The 14,439-nt window shown below is 42.9% G+C and carries 12 protein-coding genes; 7 read left to right on the forward strand and 5 right to left on the reverse strand.

Going from position 1 to position 14,439, the window contains the following annotated elements:
* Nucleotides 1-111 precede the first annotated feature (111 nt).
* Complete coding sequence (gene mtgA, locus M917_RS01435) at nucleotides 112-798, reverse strand: monofunctional biosynthetic peptidoglycan transglycosylase (protein ID WP_021812964.1); 687 nt, start codon at nucleotides 796-798, stop codon at nucleotides 112-114.
* 279 nt (nucleotides 799-1,077) lie between these two features.
* On the opposite strand from mtgA, the gene M917_RS01440 reads away from it, so the two are divergent.
* From M917_RS01440 to M917_RS01455, 4 genes are all read left to right on the forward strand, one after another.
* Nucleotides 1,078-1,461: a glutaredoxin family protein gene (locus M917_RS01440; protein ID WP_021812965.1), complete on the forward strand. Its 384-nt coding sequence runs from the start codon at nucleotides 1,078-1,080 to the stop codon at nucleotides 1,459-1,461.
* Between the two features lie 41 nt (nucleotides 1,462-1,502).
* A complete protein-coding gene (locus M917_RS01445; protein ID WP_021812966.1) occupies nucleotides 1,503-2,690 on the forward strand; it encodes an alpha-hydroxy acid oxidase in 1,188 nt (395 codons plus the stop codon).
* A 112-nt stretch (nucleotides 2,691-2,802) separates the two neighbouring features.
* Nucleotides 2,803-3,807, forward strand: coding sequence for a rhomboid family intramembrane serine protease (locus M917_RS01450; protein ID WP_021812967.1), 1,005 nt, complete (start codon nucleotides 2,803-2,805; stop codon nucleotides 3,805-3,807).
* Between the two features lie 127 nt (nucleotides 3,808-3,934).
* Nucleotides 3,935-4,750, forward strand: a complete 816-nt coding sequence (locus M917_RS01455; RefSeq protein ID WP_021812968.1) for a MipA/OmpV family protein — start codon at nucleotides 3,935-3,937, stop codon at nucleotides 4,748-4,750.
* Nucleotides 4,751-4,866: 116 nt separating this feature from the next.
* Here M917_RS01455 and M917_RS01460 read toward each other — a convergent pair whose 3' ends face one another.
* The 3 genes from M917_RS01460 to fumC all read right to left on the reverse strand — a co-directional run bounded on the left by M917_RS01460 (nucleotide 4,867) and on the right by fumC (nucleotide 8,675).
* Nucleotides 4,867-6,348: a DNA cytosine methyltransferase gene (locus M917_RS01460; RefSeq protein ID WP_021812969.1), complete on the reverse strand. Its 1,482-nt coding sequence runs from the start codon at nucleotides 6,346-6,348 to the stop codon at nucleotides 4,867-4,869.
* A gap of 1 nt (nucleotide 6,349) precedes the next feature.
* Nucleotides 6,350-7,177, reverse strand: coding sequence for a TdeIII family type II restriction endonuclease (locus tag M917_RS01465; RefSeq protein ID WP_021812970.1), 828 nt, complete (start codon nucleotides 7,175-7,177; stop codon nucleotides 6,350-6,352).
* A gap of 94 nt (nucleotides 7,178-7,271) precedes the next feature.
* Entirely contained in the window at nucleotides 7,272-8,675 is a 1,404-nt protein-coding gene (fumC, locus tag M917_RS01470; RefSeq protein ID WP_021812971.1) for a class II fumarate hydratase, read from the reverse strand.
* 185 nt (nucleotides 8,676-8,860) lie between these two features.
* Between fumC and M917_RS01475 the strand changes: the two genes are divergently transcribed.
* Both M917_RS01475 and M917_RS01480 read left to right on the forward strand, forming a co-directional pair.
* Entirely contained in the window at nucleotides 8,861-9,511 is a 651-nt protein-coding gene (locus M917_RS01475) for a 5-formyltetrahydrofolate cyclo-ligase (protein WP_021812972.1), read from the forward strand.
* A complete protein-coding gene (locus M917_RS01480) occupies nucleotides 9,511-9,747 on the forward strand; it encodes a hypothetical protein (RefSeq protein WP_021812973.1) in 237 nt (78 codons plus the stop codon). The genes M917_RS01475 and M917_RS01480 overlap by 1 nt, the downstream gene beginning before the upstream one ends.
* A 136-nt stretch (nucleotides 9,748-9,883) precedes the next feature.
* On the opposite strand, the gene M917_RS01485 is transcribed toward M917_RS01480, so the two are convergent.
* The gene (locus M917_RS01485) at nucleotides 9,884-11,245 is read right to left on the reverse strand and encodes a Na+/H+ antiporter family protein (RefSeq protein ID WP_021812974.1); all 1,362 of its coding nucleotides are present in this window, start codon (nucleotides 11,243-11,245) and stop codon (nucleotides 9,884-9,886) included.
* A 471-nt stretch (nucleotides 11,246-11,716) separates the two neighbouring features.
* On the opposite strand from M917_RS01485, the gene lon reads away from it, so the two are divergent.
* Nucleotides 11,717-14,329: an endopeptidase La gene (gene lon, locus M917_RS01490; protein WP_021812975.1), complete on the forward strand. Its 2,613-nt coding sequence runs from the start codon at nucleotides 11,717-11,719 to the stop codon at nucleotides 14,327-14,329.
* Nucleotides 14,330-14,439: the final 110 nt, after the last annotated feature.

Raw genomic sequence — 14,439 nt, forward strand, 5'->3', positions numbered from 1 at the left:
ATCTTTTACGTCAATTCTTTGAATCGCTTTTATTTCAGTCTTTCTTATAACAGCTATTTATGACAAAACGCACCATCACCACTCAAACCTCACAATCATTCAAATATTCATTCAAGCAGATTGCGGTAATGCAGCGTTTTTCATACGTTTTTTGATAATACGTTGTTTGTTACGCAGGCTTCTGTCACCTTGATTGTCTTGATAATATTTTGGATTGGTCAGCATGGCGATGAGCAAGGCAGATTCGTCACGATTGAGATTGTCTGCAGATTTGTCAAAGTAATGCTGAGCCGCCGCCTCGATACCATAAATACCAGTACCAAACTCTGCCACATTGAGATATGCAGCCAAGATACGCGTCTTATCCCAAAATGTTTCAATCATTACCGTGATAACCGCTTCTTCGGCTTTACGAACGTATGAGCGATGTGACGTCAAAAACAAATTTTTTGCCAATTGCTGAGTAATCGTTGAGCCACCAGCTGACATTTTGCCTGTCTCTTCGTTTTTTTTGCGTGCCGCCTCGATACCTTTAAAATCAAAACCACTGTGTTGGCTAAACGTCGAGTCTTCACTCACGATCGCCGCTTGCTTGGCAGATTTTGCAATATCATTGTACTCTACCCACGTTTGCGTGACATCACCGCCTGTCATACGATGAGTCAGCATAAACATACTGTTGTTGATAGGCTGCGTTTTCCAAATTAATAGTAGGCCTGCGACCAATACATGGAATGCGACGACCAACAACATTATTGCCAGTAATAGTCGTTTGATAAATGTGCTAAAACTTGCCATGCGAGATATCCAAGTGATTAAAAAGCCAAGAAGATGAAACAATAAGATGAAATAAGCCGTTATCGATAAAAAAACGTAGGCCAGTCATGATAAATTGAGTAATTAAAAACAGTAGGTCATCTTACCTAATCTCACAATCGCTGTCATTATTTACCCCATTTCTTTATGATGTTATAAAAGCAAACCGTTTTATAATGTTATAAAGGACAAACAATATTCACGTTTTTTTGCGCTTTTACAGTAGCACTGTGCCGCACATATGAATATAAGAGAATAAATATGCACAATGACAGTATTTACAATGACAAGATTTGCGATGAGAGCACTTATAGCACTTATATTCATCAAAACGGTATGCACCACAACGATATAAAAGTATTGCGAGATCATATTATTTTGGCAAATCCTAATTTAGGTACGGCTGAAAATACCGATAAATGGTGGCTATTGGGTACATCTGGCTGTCATTTATGTGACATCGCTGAGCAAATTATCATGCAGTTTCAAGCGGTACAGCCCATTACTTATAAAAACGTCGATATTGCTGATTTTGATGAGTCACTAATGATGGCGTTTGCCACCACCATCCCAGTTATTTTAACGCCATCCAAACGCTTGAATTATCCATTTTCAGTCATGGATTTACAGCAATTATTGACTTAAAAACAATATATCTATCACTAGTATTTTATATTGAGACCCATATGAAAAATTTAGAAAAAGTCACCGAAATTGAAGACTTACGGCGAGTCGCTGAACGCAAAGTTCCACGCATGTTTTATGATTATGTCGATTCAGGGTCATGGACTGAGACCACATATCGCAACAATGAAAGCGATTTTGATCGGATTAAACTGCGCCAACGTGTACTGGTCAATATGGACAATCGCAGTCTGGCGACGACGATGATTGGTGAATCCGTAAAAATGCCAGTCGCCATTGCTCCAACTGGATTTACAGGCATGATGTGGGCGGATGGCGAGATTAAAGCGGCGCAGGCAGCAGAAACGTTCGGTGTGCCTTTTTCTTTATCAACCATGAGTATCTGCTCTATCGAGGATATCGCTACCCATACCAGCAAGCCGTTTTGGTTTCAATTATACGTGATGCGCGATCAGGCCTTTATGGCCAATCTGATTCGCCGTGCCAAAGAAGCGAATTGCTCAGCGCTTATTTTGACTGCTGACTTACAAGTACTCGGTCAACGACATAAAGACATTAAGAACGGTCTGTCGGCACCGCCCAAACCGACACTGACCAATATCCTCAATCTGATGACCAAACCAGAATGGTGCCTGAACATGCTGGGCACTAAAAGACGTACGTTTGGCAATATCGTCGGTCATGCAAAAGACGTTGCGGATCTCTCTTCCCTGTCTGCGTGGACGGCAGAGCAGTTTGATCCCGCTCTCAGCTGGGACGATGTCGCCCGTATCAAAGATATGTGGGGCGGCAAACTGATTATCAAAGGTATCATGGAACCTGAAGATGCGATTCTAGCCGCGCGTAGCGGTGCGGATGCGCTGGTGGTCTCGAACCATGGTGGTCGGCAATTAGATGGTGCGCTCTCCTCTATTTCAGCCCTTGCAGATATCGTACAAGCAGTGCATGCCGAAAATAGCAATATTGAAGTATGGCTCGACAGTGGTATTCGCTCGGGTCAGGATGTATTAAAAGCCATATCCCTAGGCGCGAAAGGCACGATGATCGGTCGCGCTTTTCTTTATGGACTGGGTGCTTATGGTGAAGACGGGGTGCGCCGTGCGCTTGAAATCATTTATAAAGAGTGTGATATATCCATGGCATTCTGTGGCCATACGGATATCAATAACGTCACAGATAACATCTTAGTAAAAGGGACTTATGAGAACCTTAAAACGAACCATCCTTAAAAAACCAACAACCATTAGATGATTTCACGCTTATAGATAACATGTTCTGAGCATACCCTTTATACTTTACCTACCATCTTTACTGATCATCTTTCATTTATAGTTAACTTTTATGACCATTCAACAATTATTAAAAACAGCACCCGTTACTACTTTGCTACTCATCAGCTTTATTGGATTATTTATCATCCAAATATTCACGGGGGTCGATGCCAACAATCCATCGACTGAAGCGCTGTTAAAGTGGGGCGCTAATGCCTTGCCTTTTACCATGGGCGATGAGCCGTGGCGATTGGTCAGCAGTGCATTTTTGCATATTGGTCTCATGCATTTATTGTTTAATGGTTTTGCTATGTACTTCTTTGGACAAGTTGCCGAGCCGATGTTTGGCTCAGCCAAATTTTTGGCATTGTTTGTGCTGGCAGCAATCGGTGGCAATTTACTCAATAGTTATGTCACATGGCAGGACATTTTAGCAGGTACTGGACAACCGGGATTATCGGCGGGCGCGTCTGGTGGTATTATGGGTATTGGTGCAGCTTTATTGATAGCAGCGCTGTTTAAGATATCGGTTAATGGCATGGTGCTCAATTTAAAGAGCTTGATATTTATCATGGGCATCAACCTTGTTTATGGTTTTGCCGTATCGGGTATTGATAATGCGGGGCATATTGGCGGCGCTATTACTGGATTGGTAATTGCGCTGGCTTTTGCGATTGCTTACCGTCAGCATATGACTGTCACTTTGCAAAACGTCCTTGTGCCTCAAATAGACTATCAAAATAATAATCAACTCGACACTCAAAACCCCTATCAAACTGATTATGAGAATAATGACCAAGCCGACTATTCAACCAGCCACATCGATCAGCCGTCCGACCCTGATGCTTATTCGACCATTAGCTCTGCCGAGTTTGACAATCATATTGACATAAATTTGGATACGCCTACCAGCGCTGCGCACACCAATACCATTCAACAACGAGCACCTGCCAAACCCTCATTTATTTGGACGCTGCTCCCATGGGTGGTAATGCTGTTAATCAGTATTGGCTTTATTTGGTGGTGGCAAGATATTCACTATCAAATCGTACAAGTATTAAAAATCATTGAGTAAATGGCCATACTTATTTATCATGGCAAAACTACTCATAAAAATAGCCTATTTATTTAGCTTACCTTACTCTATCGCTTCTGCTTGATGATACTATTCAACCATTACTACTCACTCACGAGATCCCATTATGTTTAAACTTGCAGCGCTACCTACTATCTCTACGCGCACATTGCTTGGCGCGCTAACGGCTACTGCATTATTCAGTGTGGCTAGCGCATCTCATGCCATCCCTTTTCTTAATAAGAACTTAGCTACTGACCAAGATGCTGAATTAAGCGTTGGGGTCAATGTCATGGCGGTAAAGTCAGCCTATGATTTGGAAGACAGTACCGATGTGCGGGTGTTGCCAGGTGCATTTTATGACAACAATAAGTTCTATATACGCGGCGCTCAAGCGGGTGCCTATCTTATCAATGACGGCACCAATCAGTTATCGGCCTACGCCAAGCTCGCGGGTTCCGAGTTTGATCCTGATGATGCCAATGGCGTACTCCAAGGTCTTGATGAGCGTAAAGCCTCAGCAGAGGCTGGTCTGAGCTATCAGCGCCGTACCGCTATTGGCGGTATCCGTGCTCAGTATGGAGCGGATGTATTGGACCGTAGTGGTGGCAATACTGGGCGCTTGACTTATCTTGCCAGAATCAGCAAAGACAAGCTAACCGTTTATCCAAGCTTTGGCTTTGAGTATCATGATGCTGCCTATAACGAATACTATTATGGCGTCAGTGAGGAAGAGTCAGCGAAGACGGGTGTTGCCGCTTATAAATCTAATTCGAGCTTGAACCCTTATATCAATATCAGCGCCAACTACGACTTTAATGATAAATGGGCAGGATTTGCCAATCAAAGCTTAAGTTATTTGTCGAATGAGCAATATGATAGCCCAATGGTAGACTCACGCACTGAGGCAACGACGACGCTTGGTTTGCTTTATAAGTTTTAATTAGGCGTAGATTTTTGATATAAAAAAGACCTTACTGTGTGATGTGGTAAGGTCTTTTTACTGCTATATATAATAATAAAGCCTATGTAAATAATACAACTCATTTCAGTTTACAATCAATCAAAAACTTCCGTTGAAACAATAGAATCGATTAGTGAACTTACAACAGGAACAGATACACTATTTCCAATTAGCTTCATCCATCGTGAACGACTTTCTGGCAGCTTAAAATTTCTTGGGAAACCTTGTATTAGGCAAGCTTCTTCCTTAGTAATTTTTCTATACTGCTTAGTGAAATAAACTTCCTCTAGGAACTTTTTCTTATAACTTTCATTCGTTTCTCTATCTACATGTTTGAGCGCAACGAAATCATTCGTGTCACTAGCCACAAGAGTTGGAAAGACATCTGAAGTAGGTAAAAATATACGGTTAATACCATCTATTCCACTGCTAATCTTTGTATTTTTAAACTCATATCTTTCCTCAATACAACTAATCACTTCTTTATTGATTAAAGAAGAGAGCAACCCTGAAAGGGTTCTACTATTTAACCTTAATGAATTTTGTGTTTTTATGATGTCTAATTGCAGTACACCATCATGAGCAAATTTTAAGAGTTCAGCTTCGCTATCGGTCAAATCGGTATCACAACTAGCTAATACTTTGAATCTATAAAAAACTTTCTTTAAAATATCCCTATGAACTAAATCTTCTAGTTCGTAAAAATTGATACTAGGATCGATTTTTTGTATTTGTACTAATGAGAGAGGGTTACCATCCAGCAAACCGAACTGTTTTTTTCGTCTATTTTTTAATAATAATAGACATATATCTTTCTCTCTATCAGTCGTATCAAGGATGTCCCATGAATGAATTGTGGTTTCGCCATTCCGTAGATCATTAAATAAAAAGTAATCATTGTAGCCATTTTTACTTGAAAGACTCATTTGTTTGTTTACTTTTTCACTGAAGCCAAACAAGTCCACTTGCTCGTTATTACTTTCAATTTCAGGGAGATCAATATCTAGTATATCTGCCAAGACAATTTTTTTTTCGATGCTTCGGGGAGGGTTAAATTTATCAAAAAACTGTTTTTCGCGAAACCCAACAATGTAAATACGAACACGATTTTGTGCTACTCCATAATCATGTGAGTTGAGAATATAGTAATTCGCATAATAACCGGCTTGTGTAATACGTTTAAGAATATACTGAAGTGCTGACTTATTTCTTGGATCAACTAATCCTTTTACATTTTCAAAAATAAAAGCTTTAGGCTGCGATTGGTTAAGTAAGTAAATCGTATCATTCCATAACTGACCACGATCATCATTGAAGCCAAGATTTTTTCCTGCAATAGACCAGCTTTGACAAGGAACCCCTGCTGTCAACAAATCATGCTCAGGTAGTTTTTCAATTTTCCGAATATCACCAAAATTTAAGGCTGGACTAATACGATAATTGTCACAGTATGTTTCGATAGCATCTTTATCAATTTCACTAAAGCCTATACATTCGCCACCGTTAGCACTGAGAGCCATCTTGAACCCACCAATACCTGAAAACAAGTCTATAAATTTAATTTTTGATGTTTCCATTTTAATGCAATATATCCTCTTTATAATTTCCAGGTGGTTCAATACCTAAAAACTCACGATAAATTCGCTCTTTATAATTTTTACCCAATGAATTAATTTCATCAATAAAAAGTTCGTATGTTCCCTCGCCGCCTATCAAATCCCAAAACTCTTCTCCGATTAAGACGGACTCATCGTTGTTCATATCAAACCATCTTTTAGGAAATGCCCAATTGTAATCAGCTTTCTTACCATAAGGATTATACGGAAGAGCAAAAAATGCAAAATCCACTTTCGGAGGCTGCATAGCTAACAATTTAAAAATTTTCTCTTTACTTACTTTAGTCTGGTCACTATTAGGAAGAGGTGCTTTGACTTCGAACGCATAAGTCCTGTATGTTTTTGTGCTCTTAATCAAAACATCACAAACTACTGATGTTGGCATCAACTTACCACCGCCTTCTAGAATGTATTGCAACTCACCTTTCCAGTTAGGTAGACTTCGATCTTTTCCCTTATGTTCCAGTCTGTTCAGAACCTGTTGAATCCTACGTAACCTTTCAGCTCCTATTTCACCAATAACATGAGTACCTGTTTCACAACGCCCGTGATGTTCTACAGCAACCACTTCAGCTAATCGTTCCCATACACCACCAAAAGGCGTCACAAAACGCCTCTCAAAATGAGATCCCTTAAATATTTCATCTGGCACTAGAGCAGCATATAATGGTTTCTGTGAATGGTGATTTTCTTTAATAAACGGGTCTCTGTTTAAAACCCTATCCATCACCCTATCCATCAATTCTGTAATGACTCTATTAATACCTTCCTTTACATTACTGTCTGCCATTATTTATTCCTTTTGAAGAACTTAACCCTTACAAAAAGACCTTGTCAGCTTGTACAACAAGGTCTTTTTCTATTCTAAGAAAGTCCTAAATAACTTACTTAGGATTTACCATATCAGCAGGAATAACCCACTCATCGAATTGAGCTTCAGTTAATAGCTCCAATTCAACCGCAACTTGCTTCAAGGTTTTATTTTCTTTATAAGCCGTTTTAGCGATTTTTGCTGCATTTTCATAACCGACATGACGGTTTAATGCCGTAACTAGCATCAACGAGTTGTGCAAGAAGTCATCGATTTTGTCTTTTACTGGCTCAATGCCGACAGCACAGTTTTCGTTAAAGCTATTGCACGCATCTCCAAGTAGTTTGATAGATTGCAACAAGTTAAAGGCGATCACTGGCTTATAAACGTTTAGCTCAAAGTTACCTGACGCGCCAGCCATGCTGATCGTCACGTCATTACCCATGACTTGCGCTACAACCATCGTCATTGCTTCTGACTGAGTTGGGTTCACTTTGCCCGGCATGATAGAAGAGCCTGGCTCGTTCTCTGGAATCGTCAATTCGCCCAGACCACAACGAGGACCAGATGCCAACCAACGGACGTCGTTAGCGATTTTGTTTAAGCTAGCTGCTAGTGTTTTTAATGCGCCTGAAGCAAACACTTCAGCATCACGAGCGGCTAGTGCTTCAAATTTATTCGGCGACGTGACAAATGGCAAGCCAGTCAATGTTGATAGCTGCTCAGCTGATTTTACCGCATAATCAGGATGGGCATTTAGACCAGTACCAACGGCAGTACCGCCTAGTGGCAACTCATATAGACCTTGTAGCGCGTTCTCGATACGAGTCAATGAATGGTCAAGTTGGCTCACATAGCCGCTGAACTCTTGACCTAACGTCAAAGGGGTGGCGTCTTGCAAATGCGTACGACCGATTTTTACGATGCTATCAAACTCTTTCGCTTTTGCAGCTAGCGTATCGCGTAGTGCTTTTACCGCTGGAATCAATAAACCATTGATTTCACGAGCTGCAGCCACACGAATCGCTGTTGGGAAGCTGTCATTGGTAGACTGTGCGTGGTTTACATGGTCATTCGGATGAATTGGCGTGTAGCTGCCGCGCTCAGAACTAGCGATTTCGTTGGCACGATTGGCAAGCACTTCGTTCATGTTCATGTTTGACTGTGTGCCAGAGCCCGTCTGCCATACCACTAATGGGAACTGATCCGTTAAACCACCGTTGATGATTTCGTCAGCAGCTTGTACGATCAAATCACGCTTATCACCTTCGATACGCTCAAGGCTTGCATTGGTAATTGCAGCGGCTTTTTTGACCAATGCCATCGCTTCAATCATCGGACGCGGCAATGTCTCGCCACCGATTTTGAAGTTCTCGCGGCTACGCTGAGTTTGCGCGCCCCAATAAGCATTAGCCGGGACTTCCACGTTGCCCATTGTGTCTTTTTCGGTACGAGTTGCCTGATTCTGTGTCGACATAACTACCCTCTTTGATTTTATTTGACTGTAAAAAATGCAACATCTGCTGCACATAAAGGAGAATACGATATAAAGTGGCGTTATGATAGCATGACTAAGGCGTGTTGAATATTCACAAATAAACGTTCCTTCTGTCTAAAAATATCAGCCATTATTCACTCATTACACAATCGGATAGTCTCTCTATGTATCCTGAACCCAATAATCCTGCATTAAAGGATTCTAAAATTAGCAATCCACCCAGACGACAATTTACGCGCCAGCGCCGTCAGTTAAGTGAAAGCACACGTCGGCATTTGGGACAAGCAGCGAGTTTACATTTAGCTAAGTTACAACAGCGGTTGCCAACGAATGCGCGTATTGGCTTATATTATGATGGCTTTGGTGAATTGCCTACTCAGCCACTGTTAGATTGGTGTAAACGCTTAGGCTATTTTCCTTATTTGCCTGTTGTGGGTTCGTTAGGTCGTGATAGTCAGGGTCAAAATGACAAGCGATTGCGTTTTGTACCGATCTATCGTTCTAAATTATTAAATGTACCGACACGCATTCATCGCTTGGGTATGAAGCAAAATCATCATCGTCGCCTGCTGTGGGCTCGCGAATTGGATGTGATTATCTGTCCGCTAGTGGCGGTAGATCTGAGTGGCAATCGGATGGGCATGGGCGGCGGTTTTTATGACACCACGCTTGGTAAAGGCCATCAGTCAGGCGTTAAAAAACCGTTAAAAATTGGTTGGTGTTATGATTTTCAAGTCGTCGACGCGTTGCAACGTCAGCCTTGGGATGTACCATTAGATGGCTTAATTACGCCAAATGGTTTGAGGTGGTTTTGATGAAAGATAATAAAACGTCTGATAAAAAAGACTCTAGCGCGGACAATGTGGACGAGTATCTACAAACATTAGGCAGTGATGACGCTAGAGAAATGCTTTACTACAGTCAAGAGCAGCCCTTCAGCGCTGAAGAGGTGACAAGGCTAATCAATGAGGAACGTTTAAACGAGCTGCTGGCGCAAAGTGATGCGTTTTTGCATGGTTTAAACAGTGAGATTGAGGGTTTTGATGAGTAATGTCTATGGTCGTACAAATTGAGCCATGCAAAATTCTTAAGAACGCGAGCGCCGATTGCTATCTGTACTCGCCTTTTCATATCAATTCAAAGTTTTATATCATGAATTATAGTCACTTTTATTGAGGTGCTTCTGATTAAAGCATCATCGCTGCAATCCAACCAAAGATTAATAACGGAATATTATAGTGAATAAAGGTCGGTACCACGCTGTCTTTGATATGGTCATGCTGTCCATCGATGTTGAGACCCGAAGTTGGCCCCAATGTCGAATCTGACGCTGGCGACCCTGCATCGCCCAGCGCGCCAGCCGTACCGATGATGGCAACGGTAGCCAATGGCGAAAAGCCTAACGAGATACAGAGCGGTACGTAAATCGCTGCCAAAATAGGAATGGTAGAGAATGACGAGCCGATACCCATGGTCACAATGAGACCAATGGCGAGCATAATAAATGCCGCGATTGCTTTATTGCCAGCGAATAATGACGCCGCGCCGTCGACCAATGGCTGAATCTGCTCAGTCGCTTTCATGACTTCAGCAAAACCCTGTGCCGTAATCATAATAAATCCAATCATCGCCATGAGCTTGATACCGTCATTAAAGACACCATCCGCATCGCGCCATTTGACCACGCCTGTCGCCATAAAGACCCCAAAGCCAAACATCGAACCTAAGAGCAGCGAATCGGTATAAAGCTGCACCACAAAAGCCGTAACGATAGCAGCCAATGCGACCAGCGTCTTTAACTTACTTTGCGACTGTGCACTGGCAGCAGTTTTGCTCAGAGCATCACCCTCTACCGCGGCATCATGAGCTTCTTTGTCTATCGCCACTTGCTGATAGTGACGCGGCTTACGATAACTGATAAATACCGCGATCAGCAGACCAATCAGCATCCCTAATGCAGGAATTGCCATCGCTTTAACCACAGAAATATCAGTGATATCAATGCCCGCTTCACCCACGTTTTTGAGCATGATTTGATTGAGGTAGATATCGCCAAAGCCATATGGGATAAACATATAGGTCGTGACCAGACCAAAGGTCAGTAGACAAGCAATCAGACGTCTGTCAATTTGCATACGATTAAAAGCCAGCAGCAGTGGCGGCACTAGCAGTGGGATAAAGGCAATATGAATGGGTATTAAGTTTTGACTAAAGCAGCTCATCGTAATCAAGCCTGCAAATAGCATATACTTAATCATACCGCTGGTACCACCCGCGTCAATACGCTTAATCACCGCGCCTGCCAACGATTGCGGCAAGCCAGAGTGCGCAATCGCGACGGCAAAAGCACCTAGTAATGCGTACGACAGTGCGATTTGTGCGCCATTACGGATGCCTTCTTGAAAAGCCTCCAAAGTATCGGTGATACCAAGACCCGCCAGCAAACCGCCTGCCAGCGCCCCAATGAGTAAACTGAGCACCACGTGCACGCGCGAAAGTGATAGCCCCAGCATGATAATAACTGCCAGCAGTACCGCATTGATTGCCATGTGTTGCCCCTTGTCCTGTCTAAATTGTCTGTCTGATTGATTTTGATCTAAAAATATCTGAGCCTCTAAAACGCGTTACTTTAAGCAGTATTTTAAATAGGCCCGTTTTAGACGCGCGCCAGTTTACCTTATTTTGCCCATAAAACCTATGTATAGGAACCAATAGGTACCAATAGTCACTGCCATATAAAATGAATGCGGTACTGCTAGGATAAATTTTCGCAGCCTCTGTCTGCGAAGGCACAGCAAGCAAGAAAATATTATCCTAGCAGTACGTTATAAGGGTTGTTCCTTTTTTATTTAGGATCAACTATGGCAGTATCCGAAGCTGTATTAAGATAGAGAGCGTTTTTTAGCAAAGATAAGTATGCGACTTGACCAATGAGCCTTGCAATTTTATCTGTGAGCACCATTTATCTAAACATGAACCACGAACTTGACTTTACAAGTCTGGTGAACGAGGAAAAATATATGAGTGAACATAAAATTGCCCCAGACAATATCGACATCGATGTCGACGTTTCAACGACTGTCGCAGAAGACAACGAACCAAACACTTCATCTGATAACACGTTAGATGCGGTGTCTGCCGATGTTAATGAGACTGATAGTGAGATTGATAGTGACGACAGTACAGCCAAAGACGATGCTACCGAAGACAATACCGTTGAAGACTATTTGCCCTTGTTGGCACTGCGCGACGTCGTCGTCTACCCACACATGCAAATTGCTTTGTTTGTCGGTCGTGCGCCATCGGTAAAAGCCGTTGAGCTGGCACAAGCAGAGTACGGCAACAAAGTACTGGTTTTGGCTCAAAAAGACTCTTTAACCGAAGATATCGATCAAGACAATCTATACCAGTACGGTACGGTCTGCCGCATCGTCAGCACCATGCCGCATGATAGCGATGAGAACTGCATCAAAGTATTGATCGAAGGTCAATATCGGGCGCGCGTCGATAATATTGAAAATCATGACGAGCTATTGATGGCAAGCTTTGAGCGTGCCGACCTCGATATCAGTATGGATGAGAGCCAACAGAAAAACACCATCCAAGCGTTGACCAGCCTGTTTGAAAGCTATGCGGATGCGCGTCTGCGTAATGCGCGTGAGCTAACTCGCGTGGCAAAACGTATTGATGATTTGCTTGAGTTGGTCTACTTCATCTCAACGCGTGTGTCGATGGACCTTGAAGTAAAACAGTCTTTCTTAGAAAAAAACGATATTAAAACGCATATCAATACCTTGACAGAATATCTGGTCAAGCAAAGCGCGGAACAAAATATCGAACAAGACATCCAAGAAGCGGTTCGTCAGCAAATGGAAGACAATCAACGCGAATACTTCTTGAACGAGAAAATGAAAGCCATCAAAAACGAGCTGTCCGATATGAATGACGGCGCGTTCGATGGTGAAGATGATGTGGCGGAGCTTGAGCAGCGTTTAGAAGATGCGGATTTGCCAGAGGATGTCCGCAAAAAGGCAGAACAAGAGATGAAAAAGCTCAAAATGATGCCGCCTGCATCGAGCGAATCATCTGTCGTACGTAACTATATTGAATGGATTTTGGATACACCGTGGAATGCAACCACCAAGGTTTCAATCAATTTAGACAAAGCTAAAACCGTCTTAGATGAAGATCATTATGGCTTGCAAGATGTCAAAGACCGCATCTTGGAATATCTCGCCGTTCAATCACGCGTGAAAAAACTGCGTGGCCCTATTCTTTGTCTCGTTGGCCCTCCGGGTGTTGGTAAAACCTCATTGGGTGAGTCCATCGCGCGTGCAACGGGTCGTAAGTTTGTGCGTATGGCACTTGGCGGCGTGCGTGATGAAGCGGAAATTCGTGGTCATCGCCGTACCTATATCGGTGCGATGCCGGGCAAAATCGTCCAGTCACTGGCGAAAGTAGAAGTCAAAAACCCGCTGTTCTTATTGGATGAAATCGATAAGATGGCGCAAGACTTCCGCGGTGATCCAGCCTCAGCATTGCTTGAAGTATTAGATCCGTCGCAGAACGACACCTTTAATGACCATTACTTAGATATGGACTTAGATCTGTCGCAAGTGATGTTTATCTGTACCGCCAATAGCATGGATATTCCACCAGCGTTGCTTGACCGTATGGAAGTGATTCGTCTACCGGGTTATACCGAAGAAGAAAAAGTCAATATCGCGCAGAAATATCTGGTGCCAAAAGCGATTAAAAATAATGGTCTCAAAGAAGGTGAAATTGAGATTGTTGAAGCGGCATTGCACAGCATTGTGCGCAGCTACACTCGTGAAGCGGGCGTGCGTAACCTTGAGCGTGAAGTCAATAAAATTTGCCGCAAAGTGGTTCGTGGTTCAGTTGAAAATCATGGCGCGCGGGCCCCGAAAAAAGCAGAACGTCAGCTGATCGTGGTCGATGACAAAAACATTGATGACTATCTAGGCGTGCATCAGTATGACTATGGTCTAGCTGAAGAAGCGCCTGAAATTGGTCGTATCACTGGTCTTGCGTGGACACAGGTCGGTGGTGAGCTACTCACTATCGAAGCCGTCGCCATGAAAGGCAAAGGCGAGCTTAGCTTTACGGGCTCGCTCGGTGATGTGATGAAAGAATCTATTCGCGCTGCCATGAGCGTGGTACGTGCTCGCGGCGACAGCTTAGGTATCGATTACGAGACCTTCAAAACCACTGATGTCCATGTGCACATGCCAGAAGGCGCAACACCGAAGGACGGCCCTTCTGCTGGTGGGGCGCTCACCACAGCGCTGGTCTCGGCTTTGACTGGTATCGCGATTCGTTCAGATATTGCCATGACAGGTGAGATTACCCTACGTGGTAAAATCCTACGTATCGGCGGTCTCAAAGAGAAGCTACTCGCGGCGCATCGCGGTGGTATCAAGCACGTCTTGATTCCAGCGACCAATGAACGTGACTTGGCTGATATCCCTGACAATGTCAAAGCAGGTCTAATCATTCAGCCAGTGGCGACGATTGACGAGATTCTAAAAGTGGCCTTGGTCACTATGCCAACACCGCTTAAACCTGCTAAAGTAACAGTTGATAAAACCTCAGGCAAAGCGCTGCGTAATTAATAGACTAATCATTAGTTAAATCTTAAGAAGTAGCAGCCGTTCATCACTATGATGGGCGGCTTTTTTTTGACAAAAATAAAAAACAATGTCTATAAAATACTATGATATAT

Origin of the sequence: Psychrobacter aquaticus CMS 56, assembly GCF_000471625.1 — a bacterium.
In the GTDB taxonomy this organism is placed as follows: Bacteria; Pseudomonadota; Gammaproteobacteria; order Pseudomonadales; family Moraxellaceae; genus Psychrobacter; species Psychrobacter aquaticus.

What these genes read in the sequence shown, in the direction of transcription:
- mtgA (WP_021812964.1), bottom strand. Translation starts at nt 798, where the DNA reads ATGGCAAGTTTTAGCACATTTATCAAACGACTATTACTGGCAATAATG.
- M917_RS01440 (WP_021812965.1), top strand. Translation starts at nt 1,078, where the DNA reads ATGCACAATGACAGTATTTACAATGACAAGATTTGCGATGAGAGCACT.
- M917_RS01445 (WP_021812966.1), top strand. Translation starts at nt 1,503, where the DNA reads ATGAAAAATTTAGAAAAAGTCACCGAAATTGAAGACTTACGGCGAGTC.
- M917_RS01450 (WP_021812967.1), top strand. Translation starts at nt 2,803, where the DNA reads ATGACCATTCAACAATTATTAAAAACAGCACCCGTTACTACTTTGCTA.
- M917_RS01455 (WP_021812968.1), top strand. Translation starts at nt 3,935, where the DNA reads ATGTTTAAACTTGCAGCGCTACCTACTATCTCTACGCGCACATTGCTT.
- M917_RS01460 (WP_021812969.1), bottom strand. Translation starts at nt 6,348, where the DNA reads ATGGAAACATCAAAAATTAAATTTATAGACTTGTTTTCAGGTATTGGT.
- M917_RS01465 (WP_021812970.1), bottom strand. Translation starts at nt 7,177, where the DNA reads ATGGCAGACAGTAATGTAAAGGAAGGTATTAATAGAGTCATTACAGAA.
- fumC (WP_021812971.1), bottom strand. Translation starts at nt 8,675, where the DNA reads ATGTCGACACAGAATCAGGCAACTCGTACCGAAAAAGACACAATGGGC.
- M917_RS01475 (WP_021812972.1), top strand. Translation starts at nt 8,861, where the DNA reads ATGTATCCTGAACCCAATAATCCTGCATTAAAGGATTCTAAAATTAGC.
- M917_RS01480 (WP_021812973.1), top strand. Translation starts at nt 9,511, where the DNA reads ATGAAAGATAATAAAACGTCTGATAAAAAAGACTCTAGCGCGGACAAT.
- M917_RS01485 (WP_021812974.1), bottom strand. Translation starts at nt 11,245, where the DNA reads ATGGCAATCAATGCGGTACTGCTGGCAGTTATTATCATGCTGGGGCTA.
- lon (WP_021812975.1), top strand. Translation starts at nt 11,717, where the DNA reads ATGAGTGAACATAAAATTGCCCCAGACAATATCGACATCGATGTCGAC.